The sequence below is a fragment of the Cohaesibacter gelatinilyticus genome (genome assembly GCF_900215605.1).
Classification (GTDB): Bacteria; Pseudomonadota; Alphaproteobacteria; order Rhizobiales; family Cohaesibacteraceae; genus Cohaesibacter; species Cohaesibacter gelatinilyticus.
This window is the reverse complement of sequence record NZ_OBEL01000001.1, coordinates 254,338-269,766: the sequence shown is the minus strand read 5'-3', so window position 1 is coordinate 269,766 and position 15,429 is coordinate 254,338. Positions and strand designations below refer to the sequence as shown.

General features: G+C 48.6%; 14 protein-coding genes. 5 read left to right on the top strand and 9 right to left on the bottom strand.

Features of this window, described 5'->3' with window-relative positions; genetic code table 11:
* Positions 1-9: 9 nt before the first annotated feature.
* Positions 10-657: a DsbA family protein gene (locus tag CRO57_RS01220; RefSeq protein WP_097151587.1), complete on the bottom strand. Its 648-nt coding sequence runs from the start codon at positions 655-657 to the stop codon at positions 10-12.
* A gap of 273 nt (positions 658-930) precedes the next feature.
* Complete coding sequence (locus tag CRO57_RS01215) at positions 931-2,034, bottom strand: alpha/beta hydrolase family protein (protein ID WP_097151586.1); 1,104 nt, start codon at positions 2,032-2,034, stop codon at positions 931-933.
* Positions 2,035-2,189: 155 nt separating this feature from the next.
* Between CRO57_RS01215 and CRO57_RS01210 the strand changes: the two genes are divergently transcribed.
* From CRO57_RS01210 to CRO57_RS01200, 3 genes are all read left to right on the top strand, one after another.
* On the top strand, positions 2,190-3,206 hold the full coding sequence (locus tag CRO57_RS01210; RefSeq protein ID WP_097151585.1) for a helix-turn-helix domain-containing protein: 1,017 nt from the start codon (positions 2,190-2,192) through the stop codon (positions 3,204-3,206).
* A gap of 78 nt (positions 3,207-3,284) precedes the next feature.
* Positions 3,285-3,497: an alkylphosphonate utilization protein gene (locus CRO57_RS01205; protein ID WP_425291264.1), complete on the top strand. Its 213-nt coding sequence runs from the start codon at positions 3,285-3,287 to the stop codon at positions 3,495-3,497.
* A 179-nt stretch (positions 3,498-3,676) separates the two neighbouring features.
* Complete coding sequence (locus CRO57_RS01200; RefSeq protein WP_097151583.1) at positions 3,677-3,943, top strand: histone; 267 nt, start codon at positions 3,677-3,679, stop codon at positions 3,941-3,943.
* Between the two features lie 78 nt (positions 3,944-4,021).
* On the opposite strand, the gene CRO57_RS01195 is transcribed toward CRO57_RS01200, so the two are convergent.
* The gene (locus tag CRO57_RS01195) at positions 4,022-4,606 is read right to left on the bottom strand and encodes a DUF721 domain-containing protein (RefSeq protein WP_141401146.1); all 585 of its coding nucleotides are present in this window, start codon (positions 4,604-4,606) and stop codon (positions 4,022-4,024) included.
* Between the two features lie 507 nt (positions 4,607-5,113).
* Between CRO57_RS01195 and CRO57_RS01190 the strand changes: the two genes are divergently transcribed.
* Positions 5,114-6,238: a site-specific DNA-methyltransferase gene (locus CRO57_RS01190; protein WP_097151581.1), complete on the top strand. Its 1,125-nt coding sequence runs from the start codon at positions 5,114-5,116 to the stop codon at positions 6,236-6,238.
* A gap of 232 nt (positions 6,239-6,470) precedes the next feature.
* Here the strand turns inward: CRO57_RS01190 and CRO57_RS01185 are convergent, their stop codons facing one another.
* From CRO57_RS01185 to mutY, 3 genes are all read right to left on the bottom strand, one after another.
* Positions 6,471-7,454, bottom strand: a complete 984-nt coding sequence (locus tag CRO57_RS01185) for a heparin lyase I family protein (RefSeq protein ID WP_170955899.1) — start codon at positions 7,452-7,454, stop codon at positions 6,471-6,473.
* Between the two features lie 207 nt (positions 7,455-7,661).
* Positions 7,662-8,147, bottom strand: coding sequence for a GNAT family N-acetyltransferase (locus tag CRO57_RS01180; RefSeq protein ID WP_244579990.1), 486 nt, complete (start codon positions 8,145-8,147; stop codon positions 7,662-7,664).
* Positions 8,137-9,234 carry an A/G-specific adenine glycosylase gene (gene mutY / locus CRO57_RS01175; protein ID WP_244579989.1) on the bottom strand — a complete coding sequence of 366 codons (1,098 nt, stop codon included), beginning with the start codon at positions 9,232-9,234 and terminating at the stop codon, positions 8,137-8,139. Before mutY ends, CRO57_RS01180 begins: the two co-directional genes overlap by 11 nt.
* Before the next feature lie 201 nt (positions 9,235-9,435).
* On the opposite strand from mutY, the gene tldD reads away from it, so the two are divergent.
* On the top strand, positions 9,436-10,908 hold the full coding sequence (tldD, locus tag CRO57_RS01170; RefSeq protein WP_097151577.1) for a metalloprotease TldD: 1,473 nt from the start codon (positions 9,436-9,438) through the stop codon (positions 10,906-10,908).
* Positions 10,909-11,138: 230 nt separating this feature from the next.
* Here the strand turns inward: tldD and CRO57_RS01165 are convergent, their stop codons facing one another.
* The 3 genes from CRO57_RS01165 to CRO57_RS01155 all read right to left on the bottom strand — a co-directional run bounded on the left by CRO57_RS01165 (position 11,139) and on the right by CRO57_RS01155 (position 15,130).
* Positions 11,139-11,936 (bottom strand): DODA-type extradiol aromatic ring-opening family dioxygenase, encoded by a 798-nt coding sequence (locus CRO57_RS01165; protein WP_097151576.1) that lies wholly within the window; start codon positions 11,934-11,936, stop codon positions 11,139-11,141.
* 111 nt (positions 11,937-12,047) lie between these two features.
* Positions 12,048-12,725: a DsbA family oxidoreductase gene (locus CRO57_RS01160; protein WP_097151575.1), complete on the bottom strand. Its 678-nt coding sequence runs from the start codon at positions 12,723-12,725 to the stop codon at positions 12,048-12,050.
* Positions 12,726-12,889: 164 nt separating this feature from the next.
* The gene (locus CRO57_RS01155) at positions 12,890-15,130 is read right to left on the bottom strand and encodes a C39 family peptidase (protein ID WP_097151574.1); all 2,241 of its coding nucleotides are present in this window, start codon (positions 15,128-15,130) and stop codon (positions 12,890-12,892) included.
* Between the last annotated feature and the right edge of the window lie 299 nt (positions 15,131-15,429).

Here is a 15,429-nt window from a genome sequence, read left to right as displayed (position 1 = left end):
AACCAAATTTTATTTGATAAGGGGAGCAACGATTTTGTCGATGTCCTCAATAGAAAGTGCCCCGCGATGCAGTTCGCCATTGATAATGAAAGATGGCGTTGAATCAATACCGAATTTCTCACTACCACGTTGGCTGACCGCACGGATATTATCCAGCAACTTTTGATCCTGCAGGCATTTGGTAAAGCCGTCCTGTGTAAAACCAACCTGCTTGGCAAGCTTTAGGAGAGCATCGACCGGATTCGGGCTGGCAGCCCAAGTACGCTGGGTTTCGAACAACAAATCATTCATTGCATGGAAATTATCGTTCGGCGCGCAACGCGCTAGCATCGCACCACCGGCTGCCAATGGATCCAGTGGGAACTCACGGGTGATATAGCGGATCTTGCCGGTATCGATATATTTCTTCTTCACCTCTGCGTAGGTGGAGTTGTGAAAGGCTGCGCAATGCGGGCAAGTCAGGGAAGAATATTCAACCATGGTCACAGGAGCATCGGCTGCACCCTGAATCTTGTCTGGCAAAGCGCCTTCCTTGAGCACTTCATCCATATCGACTTTATCAGCAGCAAATGCTGATACCGGCAAGGCAGTGACGGCAGCAAACCCTGCAGCTAAAGCTGATGCGGAGGCCAGAAACTCTCTACGTGAAATTGCCATGGTTCATCCCTTCTTGGCCTGTTCTCTTCGCGCAGGCATGTGTTTGGTCTTACCCCAGATCCTGAATTTGCTGACATTGTAGTCGGCCATAACCTTGCAGCAAGCTCAGATCTTGTCTCATAACTTTTATCCAATCACATTTTGGCGATGCTGGGGCAAGTTCCTTTGCAAAAATCAATCATTACTGATTTGTAATTTTCAAAAATGAACAAGTTAGACCTCCTGAAACCACACATTCAGGGGGACCTGTTACATGCCAATAGCTCAATTTGCTCATCTCCCGCTGTCTGGGAGTTCAAGAAAATCTGCGATTGCATCTACAATCTGGCGATGAATATCGGCTCGATCCGTCCCAGCGGGATCGGTACAGATCGGATCATCCTCTTCTTCTTGCAAAATTTTGGCTCCATTCGGCTTGCAAACCGGCAAGGCAGTAAAGTGACTTGCCGGCGCCAGTTTCACATGCCGAACATTGGAAAGATTGGAGACCAAAGCACTGCCTGTTGAAGAGACATCCGCAGCAACCAACTGGGTTTTGTCATCCCCCAATGAGACAACCAATATGGGTTGTTTAATGGCTTTGATACTCTCTTTCGTCATTCCATAGGTCATGCCCGGATCTAGCGCGATGATACGCTTGATACGAGGATCAGACAGATCTTGAGAAAATTTTTTGGAATCAACCAGGCTATAATCCACGCCGCCTTTTGCGAAGAAAATGCAATCTTCGGCTACCTTTTCGAATTTCTCGCAATAATTCTGATAGCGTCTCAGATCCGCCCGAGCACCAGCCAAGGACAGGACCGTGGCACCACCAAGCGAGAAACCCGCCGCAGAGATATCTTCTTCATTGATAAATTGGCTCAGGAATTTATCTGCCATTGCAGCATCCAGGATGGCAGAGACATCTTTTGGACGGGTCCAATGTTTGATAGAGCGACGTGGAGAACTATCCCCCGATGTACTTCCCGGGTGATTGAAGACCAAAACCAGAGCGCCTCTTGTTGCAAGACTTGAGGCAAGCCAGGCCATACTTTGTTTGGCACCACCTGAACCATGAGAGATCACAACAAGAGGGTGCTTTTTCTTCTCCATTGCTGCGCCGACAAAAGCCTTCACACCCTGAAAAATTGCATTGTCCGCAACCAGACCTTTGTAGGTTTTGGTTGCAACCGGATACCAGATATCCGCATTCAGCGGATCGGTATAGTGTGGCACCTTCAGTTCAACCTGGTCATAACCTGCATATTCAATTTTTGAGTTTGCTTTGCTTGGCATGACCATCTGCAAGGTACAAAGCGTTGTTGCGAGTGCGACCGCCAGAATGGATTTCCTGGTATCGTTACAGATATGTGAGAGTTTGGGATGTTTCAGCATTGTCTTTTCCATTGGCATGATAAGTGATGTGTTCAAGCTGGTGGAAAAAGTCAGGCTTTGCGTCCTGAAACCGGATTTAGGTCGAGCAAAACCGGATAATGTCACAGAGTGTGTATTCGCGATTGTCTGATTTTGAGATAACCGAGAGTTTCTGAATGCCTGTCTTACCCATTCCGGCCATTGTGGCCCTTTTGCTGTTCTTCTTTGCAATCAAAGCGCATGTGAGCAAAAGCAGCTCTCCACTTTTCATTCTATTGATCCTGGCGATGGCAGTTCAGAATCTCATTATCTCTCTAAATCTATATTATGGTGTGACCGCACTACGTTGGGTTCAGCCAGTCAGTGCAAGCTTCATTCCTGCCCTGGCCTATATGGCCTTTGTCAGCTCTTCCTTACGCTCCCTCTCCTGGGCCAAGGATGCCTGGCATCTGGTGGGGCCGGGCTTGACGATCTTTGCTTTGTTCGCAGCCCCCAGAAGTTTGGACTTTGTCCTCCCTGCCCTCTTTGCAGTTTATGGCCTGACCTTGTGGCTGGCGGTTTCAAAAGGACAGGATAGCCTGGTCAAATCCCGACTGGACGGTGGAGATGTTCCCGTTCTGCTGTGGCGTATCATCGGGGCAGCCCTTGTTTTCTCAGCTCTGAGCGAAGGCGTTATCTCCCTTGACTATATTTATAACGATGGTCGCTGGAGTTTGATGATCATTGGTGGCTTCTCATCGCTCATTTTGCTCACCATGGGTCTGCTTAGTCTCTCCCCTTTGTTGCAAGACGTAGGCAACGAGGTGATCGAAACCGATCCAGGTCCAGCTCCGGAACTTGAAGAGCAGAGCGCCGCTGCCGAGCAAGCATTGGTCAATCGGCTTGAGAGCCTTTTGCTTAAGCAGGAGCTCTTTCTCGATCCATCTCTAACATTGGCGACGCTTGCGAGAAAACTTCATGTCCCGGCAAAGACACTTTCAACGGCAGTCAACAAAGTGAGCGGAGAGAATGTTTCGCGCTATATAAATGCCTACCGTATTCGCCATGCTTGCAAGGAATTATCAGAAGGCTCGAACATCACCCAAGCCATGCTGAACTCGGGTTTCAACACCAAGTCCAATTTCAATCGTGAGTTCTTGCGGGTTATGGGATCAAACCCAAGTGACTGGATCAACAAAGTCCGAAATGCGTGATGTATTCGATTTCGATTAGAAAGCTCTCGACTTCCATCGATAGCCCATTATGGTTGTGCTCTCTCTAACAGGAAAAAGATGATGACAACCAAAGATAGTAATGGCGCTGAACTGGTGGATGGTGACAGCGTTCAAGTGATCAAGGATTTGAAGATCAAGGGTATGTCCAAAACCCTGAAGCGTGGCACGGCAATCAAGTCCATTCGTCTCACTGGCAAGAGCGAAGAAGTCGAATGCCGCATTGGTAAAAATACAATTGTTTTGAAAACTCAATTCCTAAAACTTGTGTGATCCTGCTGGTCGTCATCCGAGTTCGGTTTCACATACTCATATGCTTTGGGGGGATTTACGATAAAGAGCAATAAGTGCGCCTTTTTCTTGCCTCTCTTATTTGATCAGTCTAAGTTGCCCTCAATATTCAAAAGTCTTGAATTAGTATCAGTGCGACAGGACAGAAAAGTAGGTAGATTATGGCCAAAAGCGAAAACGTCAAAAAAGACACCAAGGCAGGCGCTAAAAAAGCAGCTCCTGCAAAGTCAGAAAAGAAGGCCGTGAAAAAGCCTGCGAAGGCTGCAAAGAAGCCCTCCAAAACTGACGCCAAGAAAGCCTCGAAAAAAGCGGCCGTCAAAGCCAAGAAGAAAGTACTGAAGGCTGAGATCAAGTCTCTTGAAAAAGAGATCAAGAAGCTGGAAGGCAAGGTCAAGAAAGCCAAGAAGGCACTCGACAAGCTCGACTAAGTCTTGCGAACGTCTGAAGACATTTCAAAAGCTCCGACAGCGATCTGTTGCCGGGGCTTTTATTATGTCTGCAACACATTATTTGTTTTTGACAGCAATTGCATGGCCAAGTCGTTTCAGTGCTGCAGCCATACGATCATTTTCCATGCCCTGTAGTTGGTTATCAAGGTTTGCTTCTTCTGCTTGCGTCATGGCCCGCAAAGGTGGTGGCTGTACAGTGCGGCGTGGTCGAACCGGCCGCTGCAAGATCTGGATCTTGTCAATCGCCGGATATCCGAAATAAGCATTGACCCGTTGGATGACGCTTTCACGCTCATGCTGAAAGAACACCGATTGCGCCCCTTCGCAATGAACCACCAAGGTACCAGGATGAAATCCATCCCCCTCTCCACGGCGTGGCCAACGGATTTTGTCTGGTTCTGTGCAATGGGCAAATTGTGGTCCGACAATCTCGGCCCAGAACTGTACGATATCGGCAGATGCAAAACCCTGTTTGCGACAAAGTGGTGTCAAAGACTGACCAATCAATTCCCCAAGACGTCGAGAGCCTTTACGCTGTTTGCGCGCGGCCGCCTGACTTTCAGATGTGGAACTGGCAGCCTTTTTCGCCTTCTTCCCTGAAGTTTTGGGAGAGGCATTGGATTTATCAACACTCTTAATCATATGATTTGAGCAAGCCTTGATTGTCACGATCAGTCTTCGTTCCAGCAAAAGATCAATTGATGCATTGCTGTCCTCTCGTTCATACACCGAGCTGATCTGTCACCACAAGCTCAATCATTTTGGCACTACATGACTACAAATTGAATGGAATGCCAGGGAAAGCTCAACTTATGTGAATCCTGCTTACCTTTTGTGCTTTGCGGCAAATTCATCTCGATCACAACCATCTGAATCCTTTCCCAAAGCGTTGCATGCATTTGTTGAATCAATTTCTGAAGTGATGCAAAATGAGACAGACTTGCTTACCAAATACTTAAAATAACCTTTCAGTAACTACTCTTAACCTTTTGTTATCTATAATTTTTTGGATTTTGCGATTCTTTGCCTATTTATGGCGATCACACCCTCATTATTTAACTTGCGGTTTACCATGTTCGGCCACGATGAGATCCAACCGAGGGGCTGAGGCCTCTTACTTGTGTGGTTCTACTGGTTTGAGTTAAGCGTATGCGTTCTGTTGTTTCTTCACCTGCGAATGTCGATTTTTCCTCCGCTAACAAGCCAGAATGGCTCGATACAATTTTAAAAGGCGACTGCATCTCGCAGTTGGAAAAACTCCCCAAACATTCCGTGGATGCCATTTTCGCCGACCCACCCTACAATCTTCAATTGGGTGGCGGCTTGACCCGTCCGGATCAATCCGAGGTGGATGGCGTTACCAACGCCTGGGATCAATTTGAGAGCTTTGAAGCTTATGACGCTTTCACGCGTGCCTGGCTTCTTGCGTGTAAACGCGTGCTGAAACCTGCCGGTACCATTTGGGTGATCGGCTCATATCACAATATTTTCCGCGTTGGTGCCATCATGCAGGATCTGGGCTTCTGGATGCTGAATGATGTGGTTTGGCTGAAGACAAACCCGATGCCAAACTTCCGCGGCAAGCGCTTCACCAATGCACACGAAACCATGATCTGGGCATCAAAAGACAAAGACTCCAAGGGCTACACCTTCAATTATGAAGCGCTGAAAGCTTTCAACGATGACACTCAGATGCGTTCTGATTGGACCCTTCCGATCTGCACCGGACATGAGCGCCTCAAAGGTGAAGATGGCAAGAAGGTCCATCCTACTCAGAAGCCGGAAAGCCTGCTTTACCGGGTGATGCTGTCTTCCACCAATCCTGGTGACGTCATTCTGGATCCTTTCTTTGGAACCGGCACCACTGGTGCGGTGGCGAAGAAATTGGGTCGCCATTTTGTCGGTGTCGAGCGAGATCGCGACTATATCAAAGCGGCTCAAGAGCGTATTGATGCGGTCGAACCAGTTGAGATGAATAGCCTGAAAGTGATGCAGGGCAAACGCGCAGCTCCACGCATTCCGTTCGGTCGTTTGCTGGAAAATGATCTTCTGAAGCCTGGCTCTGTTTTGACCGACAAAAAGGGTAAACATTTCGCCATGGTCCGCGCCGATGGTTCACTGGTTTCCGGTCCTCATACCGGTTCCATTCATAAGGTTGGTGCGCTGGTGCAAGGCTTGGACGCCTGCAATGGCTGGACCTATTGGTATTTCGATAAAGACGGAGAGCGTGCTCCGATTGACGAGCTACGCCAGATCATCAGAGAGGCAAGTTAAGGCCAGATGGTCAATAGGCAGATCATTGCCAACCCATCTCAATGAAAAGTTTAAACGAGGAAGAGTTCTGAGTTCCTGATTACCCCGGTGAGGGTCTGTTTTCCGTCTGGCAAAACGATGCGGATAAGGTTTTGCGTACCCATCGGCCAGACAGAAAACAAATGGCGACAACATGACCATCACCCACTTGAGGCGGCCTTGTGCCGCCTTTTATTTTTTTGGGAAGCATAATTTATTGTTCGGCCTCGATCATATGTCGCCAAAGATCTGGACTGTACTCTCTTACATTCGGGTAACCTTGCTCAGTTAGCCAAGCATTAGTGGCTTTCAGGCTTCCACCTCCCCATAATCCGTCAATTTTTCCGGTATAGTGACCTGTCTCAGCCAATTTTTCCTGCCACTTTGCAATACCGACATAGTCAACTTTGGAAAGTGATCGATTACGGTGAACCTCGTCATAATAGACAATCTGCTTGGGAGCTTCTGATACTTCGTTCCTATTCTTGTAGCGACTGATAAAGCTCCGATAGATCCCAAATTTGAAAAAGCTTCTGTCACCCTTGGCTATAGTTTGACCTGCATACTCGTATTTTAGCTTATGGTTGTGGTAAATCTTGAAAAAACCATCACTGCTGTGAGACCAACGGGTATGGATGAGTATGTCCTGCCATTTTCCTTGATAGTTACGCTGCGGGATGATGTTTCGAGTTTCACGAGTGTAGCCGTTACCAGGAACCTGATTGTCAATATAGTAGCCAGCTAATGACCATGACATCAGCAAAAGAACATTGTTATTTTTCTGTTGGAACTGCCCAAGATGAACCTTTGTCGGTGAAATGCTAGGGGTATCAGTTGGCACGAAAATCGACCACGAATACCAATATTCATCGCCATGCTTCTGAAGTGCTTTGTTCTGAGAAAGCTCGTGACGCTCTCTGTCATTCGCACAATCATCCCAACCACCATTATTGCCACAATCACCAGGCCTGACTTCAAATTTGATGAACTTTTTACCAAATCTCGGCCCGGGTGCGGTCTGACTGTCGACTATCTTAAATCCATAAGGTTTATAGCCATTTTCCATGCTTTTGAGCCAAACATTACCCCAACCGCTTGCAACATCTTTGGGTAAGGAAGTTCGACTTCCTGCCATCCCCTGTGTAACACAAATACTGAAAAGCAAGGCCAGTGCGGTCAAAACCACTTCTCTATTCATTACAATCTCCCAACTACGCTCAAAAAATACCTGAGTGTATCCGACTTTCATAACACGTAAAATTCTTTCATCTCTTCGAATTGATCGATATCAGAGCTGACAGATGAGGAATTGCAAGTCGTAGCTAGCTTGGAATATGGCCATACTCCGAGCTCCTCAAAAGTCATCCGTAGAACTTCAAATCAAAGTCTTGTTCTCTCTCAGGACTCACTCGTCACTTAGGCTCAGGTCTTTGCGCATGGTGATGTAAGTGGGGCGGTCATATCCGGCGTGAGCACTTTCCGCGCATTTCACAAAACCAAAAGCCTCAAAGATTCGATGATTTTCGAGCAATTCTATGCGGGTATTCAGCTCCAAAGCCTCAAAACCAAGCGCTTTAGCGCGACTCTCCGCCAATGCGATCAGATCCCATCCATATCCCTTGCCTCTCGCCTCAGATGCGACGGCCATTTTTCCAAGATACAGGGAGTTTTTCTGGTAAGTCAAAAATATGCAGGCTTGTACTGGCTCTCCAATCGTCCAAACCTCTCCTGTTTCGCATTGCTCGGAGATATTGGCGAGCGTGAGCTTATACATTGAGCTGGGAGGATCAATCCGACTTTCCATATAGGCAAAGCTGGCCTGAATTAGCTTCAGAACTTCGCCCAGGACCGGATCGTTCGGTTCACATCTTCTGGGTCTATCAGCGCTCAAGGCCCATCTCCACGACCTTGCGAAACACCGTCGGCAAAGCCTCATCTTTTAGAGATTGCGGTTCTGACCACCATCCCTTGTTCATAGGCTCACTATCAGTACTGGTCGTTTCATAAACATCCAGCACCAAATGAAAATGCGTAAAGGTATGGATGACCTGACCAACCAGTTTACGGAATTCCAGACCTTCGGGGGCATGATCAAGGGCGCTGGCCAGTTCAAATTTCTCTGCAGATTTTCCGAACCAATCACTGCTCGGCACTTCACTCATGGAAGCGAGCAAGCCTTTATCGGGGCGTTGTCGCAACCAGATGGCGCCGTCTTCTTGTCGCTTGATCAGAAAAGCAGCCCCATATCGGGTTGGCTTCTGCTTCTTCGGTGCCTTGATCGGGAAGCGCTCCTGATCACCAATTCCTTCTGCCTCGCATGTGCCGGAAAACGGGCAGAGCGAACAAGCTGGTTTTTTGGGGCTACAAAGGCTTGCCCCCAAATCCATCATACCTTGGGCAAAGTCGCCGGGACGCTCTGATGGTGTCAGTTCAGCAACCTTTTCCTTGATCGGTTTCTTGGCTTTTGGAAGGGCTTCCTCAATGTGATAAAGGCGCGAGACTATGCGCTCGATGTTTCCGTCGACCACCGGCACCTCTTCATCAAAAGCAATGGACGCAATCGCTGCCGAAGTGTAGTCACCAATGCCGGGCAGTTCTTTCAATGCTTTGGCATTGTCTGGAAAGCGGCCATTATGATGCAATTGCACATGATCGGCGCATTTTTTCAGGTTTCGGGCGCGAGAATAATAACCAAGGCCTGCCCAGGCTTTCAGTACATCTTCCTCACTTGCGGCAGCCAGGTCAGACAATGTCGGCCACATGGTGAGGAATTTCTCAAAATAGCTTTTCACCGCGCCGACAGTGGTTTGCTGCAGCATGATCTCGGACATCCACACATGATAGGGGTCATTGACCACGCCCACCGACCGATCCTTTGGAATGACGCGCCAAGGCAAGGTTCGATGGTGACGATCGTACCAAGCGAGCAATGCCTCGGCATTTGGTTTGTTCAGTTGTTGGTTGGTCTTATTGGTCACGCCTGATTCCTGCTTTTGGTCCATGGGGCGCAGTCTCAAAGTCTTTGTTGATGAAATCAAGGGCCTTTACGTATTGCCCCGTAGCACCCACAATGGACAAAATTACTGATAGTTATGGGGATGGGTGCGTCATTGGGCTGGATATCACCCTCCAACACCCCTATTTCTAGGGATCAGAACACAAACTCACTGGACCAGACCATGACCAACACAGATAATCAGCCTCTTGATGCAGCTCTCAATTCAACTGACAGCGGTGACTTGCTCGAGGCCCATGGACTGGATCGGGAGAGTGTGTGCAAGCTTCTGGCCGATACGCTCAGCAATGCCGATGATGGTGAGCTGTTCTTTGAGCAATCCCAATCTGAAGGTCTGGTTTTCGACAATGGCCGATTGAAAAGCTCCAGTTTTGACAGCAGTCAGGGCTTTGGCATGCGCTCTGTCGCTGGTGAGGCCGCTGGCTATGCCCATTCCGGGGAGCTTTCCATTGAAGCGCTGAAGCGTGCCAGTGATGCCGTTTCTTCCGTTGGAGAAGGTTATAGTGGTGTTACTGCAGAAGCACCACAACAAACCAATCGCCGGCTCTATGGCGACCTCAATCCTGTCGATGACATGAGCCTTGCAGAGAAGATTTCTCTGCTGGAAGAAATCAACCAATATGCTCGCGATAAGGATAACCGCGTTCGGCAGGTTTCAGCCTCATTGGCAGGTAGCTGGCGCAAGATTGCTATCCTTCGCGCCGATGGGCAGATATTCCATGATGTCCGCCCTCTGGTGCGCGTCAATGTCAGTGTCGTGGTCGGTGAAGGAGACCGTCAGGAAGCGGGAAGTCACGGCTTTGGTGGTCGGCATGGTTATAGCTATTATCTGAACGGTGGAATTGATGGTGGCTGGCAGGGTGCCACCGACGAAGCTCTGCGTCAGGCTCTGGTCAATCTGGAAGCTATTGACGCGCCTGCGGGTGAATTGGATGTCGTGCTTGGGCCGGGCTGGCCTGGCGTTCTGCTTCACGAAGCCGTCGGTCATGGTCTGGAAGGTGATTTCAATCGCAAGAAAAGCTCAGCCTTTGCCGAACTCATGGGCCAGCAAGTGGCTGCCAAGGGCGTCACAGTGGTGGATGATGGTACCATTGATGGTCGTCGTGGATCGCTTTCCTTCGATGATGAAGGCACGCCGACCCAACGCACGCCACTGATCGAAGATGGTGTTCTCGTCGGCTATATGCAGGACCGCCAGAATGCGCGATTGATGGGTGTGAACAGCACAGGTAATGGTCGTCGCCAGTCCTATGCCCATATTCCAATGCCACGCATGACCAACACCATCATGGAAAGCGGTGATCATGATCCGGCAGAGATCCTGAAATCCGTCAGAAATGGGCTTTATGCGGTGAATTTCGGCGGTGGTCAGGTGGATATCACCTCAGGCAAATTCGTCTTTTCCTGCACCGAAGCCTATTTGATTGAAGATGGCAAGGTCACCGCTCCGGTGAAAGGTGCCACCCTCATCGGCAATGGCCCGGAAGCCATGAAGCGCATTTCCATGATCGGCAACGACATGCAATTGGATACCGGCATTGGTACCTGTGGCAAGCAAGGCCAAGGCGTTCCAGTAGGCGTTGGGCAACCAACTTTGCGCATTGATGGCATTACTGTTGGCGGCACGGCGACTTGATATTTCTGACGCGCTATTCGCAGCAAAGCTGCGGCGCTGCGAAGGCCCGGGCTATACAGCCCGGTCGCCTATCGGCTCCCGAGCATGAAGGATTTCATGCTCGATTTCTTTTTCCACGATAACTGCGAGAGCGCGCTTTGCGCTTGATTATCGTCCGTCACGGATTAGCCCTAACTAATCCTTGGAGACCTCAGAAAACATATTCACGCAGCGTGTGAAACAGAGAACCCTTACCCCCATGCGGCCATTGAGATATTACCATAAGTGAAGGAGCTATGGAGCTTCTTTGGTGATAGATCCAACGCTTCATTGACACCAAGCGTGATAAAAAGCGGACGAAGATGCTCATCAGTGGGATGAGCACGTTCCGCATTTGGGGCCAAGCTTCGATAATTGAAGAGACTTTGCCAGTCTTTTGCTTCAATATGCTTGTCCAGCCAGTTCTCAAACTCTCTCGCCCAAGGCTCGGTTGCTTCATTTGGTTCGTTCGGGTTTGCAAAATCCAGCTCGAAGAGATTATGCACCAACCCTCCAGACGACATGACAAGGATGTCCTGCTCCGACAAGCTTGCAAGCACTTTACCAAGATTGAACAAGTCTTCCGGGTTCATGCTCTTGTCCAGGGACAACTGTACCAAAGGGATATCTGCCTCTGGAAATGCCAACATCAAAGGCACCCAAGCCCCATGATCGAGACCACGGCTGGCGTGAAGACGTAATGGATGGCCATTGGATGCCAGCAAGCCCAGAAGATTTTCTATCAAGCTGGAAGAGCTTTGGGCAGGATATTTCAGCTCATAAAGCTCTTTGGCAAAGCCGCGAAAATCATAGATGGTTTCCAATTCCCGGGCAGCTGTTACCTGCAATCCCCTTGTCTCCCAATGGGCCGAGACCATGATGATTGCTTTGGGTTTACGAGAAATATGTGTTCCTAAATTTTTCAGGAAACTAGCTGCTTCATTATCTTGTAGAGCAAGATCTGGTGCCCCATGAGGAACGAAGAGCGCGGGTATTTTTGTATCAAGCATGAAAACACCTTGGGATTTGGATCAACATTTGCGTTGATCCTTATGTAAGGCATCTCCAACGGAGCATAAAGATGATGGTCAGTAAGTCATTCTCAACATGACATTGATAATTTATACCGGTGACTGGGCTTTTACTGCCTTCAGCCATTGAACATACCCATCAACCGGCTGCGCACCGGTCGTAAGAAACTTGCGATTGGCAACAATGGAGGGCACGCCAGAGATTCCTTGTTGTTTCCAACCACTAGCGGCGGCTTGCACTTCTGCCAATAAAGCATCCTGCTTGAGCATTTCAGATGCTGCCTGACCATCCAGCCCTTGCTCCGTTGCCAAGGCTGCAAGTATCTCAATATCAGCGATGTTTTTGCGATGAGTAAAGAACGCTTCCAACAGGGCAAGCTTGACGGCATGGCTTTTATAAGAACCAAACTGTTTGGCCCAATGCACCAACTGGTGAGCACGCAGGGAATTCTGGACCTGCATATCATCTGTATAGTTGAAGCTAAATCCTACTTCAGCACCCAGACCGGTCAATTTGGTGCGCATCTCACGCACCTGATCTGGTGTCATGCCATATTTATAGATGATGTTATCCATCAGATTGGTGCCTTTGGCATCCAGATGCGGATTGATTTCATAGGGATGCCATACAATCTCTGCTTCCAGTCCCATTTTATCAAGAGCCGCCTTGAGTCGATAATAGCCAATCGCACACCAAGGACAGGCAATATCGGAAATAATATCGAGAGTCAGGTTATTGGATGCTGACTGGGGTACTGCTTCGGTCATTGGTCGGGCTCTTTTCGGCAAAACTGAAATGATCGTTCTTTAGTTTTACAGTAGACTTCAAAGACAGCCCTACTCACAAAGATGTTATCAGACCATTTGTCCCAAAAAATAACCCCCCATGAAAGCGGGTTATCATTCTCACATCAATGAAGCACGATACTTGTTCAGGCCAGCTCATCCTGAATGGTCAGGAGCTGATCGTTGAACTGGATTTCCTCGAAATCCCAAAGCATATCAAAACCCTGATCATTCCAGACAATAACACCGACGCCGTCATCCGCTTTTGCGATCTGATAGTCATCTGAATTGCCATCGATAACAAAGGTATCTGTGCCTTCTGTTCCACTCAGATATTGCTCTTCGCCCTTGATATCCTTGGCAACAATCTGCCCAAGCTTATCTGCGGTCAGATCAATATCACGATCCTTGAACCGCAAAGTTTCAAAGTCCCACAAGATATCAAACCCATCATCATTCCAGACCAAAACTCCCTCCCCATCATTGGCACGGGTCCAGTTGAACTCGGTCGAGAATGCATCGATGACAAAGGTGTCAGTCCCTTTGGTGCCGGAGATATATTCCTCAACACCTTTTTGATTTGCCGCAATCAATTGCCCAACTTTATCGCCGGTCAGATCGATGCTGGTGTCGGTGAACTGAATGCTCTCGAAATCATACAGGATATCGAAACCATTCTTGTTCCAGACCATGATGCCCTGACCATCATCGCTTGGCGCCCAGTTGTAGTCCGTTGACTTCCCATTGATCACGAAGATATCGGAGCCAGCACTGCCATTGAGATATTGTTCTGTGCCAACTTCATCCTTGACGATGATCTGGCCAACTTTGTCAGCCGTCAGATCAATAATTTTATCGGAGAAACGGATCGTCTCAAAATCATAGAGAATGTCAAATCCATCCTCGTTCCAGACCATGATCCCTTCGCCATCATCCGACAGTGACCAGTTATAGTCCGTGGATTTCCCTTTGATGACAAAGGTGTCCTTGTCTCCAACACCGCCGAGATATTGGACTTCTCCAACAATATCAGCGACTTCCCCTTCCGCCAATCCGTCCACTTCCTCGGTCTGCCAGGCGACTGTCCCGAGGGTGCTGCGGCTCACACCACTGTCATTGCTCACCAAGGTCATGGAGAAGGAGCCATCGGCATTCAATGTGCCTTTATAGAGCGCTGCTGTGCCGACGCCATCATTCAGCAATTGATAGAAAGTCTCACCGTCAGCTGTTGCCAATGCAATGGTATTGCGGCTTAATCCTGAGTTTACATTCAACAATTCGGTCGTGAATGTACCATCTTCCTTGCGGGTGGATTTATAAATTGCCGCAGTGCCTGAACCATCATCATAGAGCTGATAGAAGACGCGGCCATCAGCGGTGGCAAAATCAATGGTCTGATCACCAAGCCCGGAATTGGAGCTGAGACGGAACCATTTGAAGGTACCATCGCCATACGCAACCGCACGATAAAGAGAGGCAGATCCCGAGCCATCATCATAGAGATGATAAAAAATATGGCCATCGGCGCTGGCAAGGCCAACTGTCCTGGAATTGGACAATCCCGAGTTGGAATGCAGTAGTTTGGACTCAAATGTTCCATTTTCTGACAAACCGCCTCGATGGGTCGCTGCAGAGGAATAGTGATCATTGACCAGATGCAGGAAATCAACTTCACCATCAGCACCAGCTTCATCGCCCGGATGAATGATGGTGGCTGATACGATACCAAATGGCTGACCTTTTTTCGCATAGGTGAAATCTATCCAGCGGGGTTCGTCGGTACGCTCCCAACCATCGTGGATCAAAAGTTTGTTGGTCGCGCTGTCATAGCCAAACACCACCACATTGTGGTCATTGCGACCATCGGCATTACTGTCAACCGACAGAATAACCGGGCGTCCTGCATCAATCTCATCAGAAATGGTTTTGAAATTAAAACCACCCCAGTGTTTCAGTTTGGTGACGAAATCATCATAGCCGCGGTGGGTAGCCCAACCATGTACGCCCAAGCCTTCCGTCCCATAAAGGGACCAGCCAAATTTCAGGCCCAATTCACTGCGCGAGGTATAAAGGAAATCTGCGACCGAATTATTCTCGTGACCTTCTCCGCGCTCGCTGGCATCCGGCAAGACGGACGAAGAGGAACCATCATTCGGATTTGCATAATCCCGATAATGCTCGTCAGAGGACATTACCTTTTTGACATCCTCGGAATAGGTAGTTGAATCCCCCTCGATCAGATTGTCATAACCGTGACGATCCCAATATCCCAACACCATGGTCACAGCGGTGGGTGTACAGCCAACCAGCCAGTGATATTCCACCTGGTCTTTCAATTGACGCTGTGTTGACGAGATTTCAAGGACAAGATCAGTATTGACTGCCATTTGCTCTTCCTAACAATGGACAAATTGTTCCAAAACGGGATGAAACGCCCGTTGACCGTTCTTTGGCTGTAATCATCCAAATGGCATGCCAGTTCGGGCTTCATCGCTACGCGATCTGGTTCGATAGTTAAAGCTTTATGAATATACGTAGCGTCCCTTACACTTCCCGTTCAGAAGGCATCAAGCCGATCAGATCAAATAAATGCTGCACAAAATCGGGATTTGGTGGTTATTTTTCACCAGAGATTTGACCTTTGATCAGCTCTCCTCTACAAGACCGGCCTAACCCGTGAAGATGA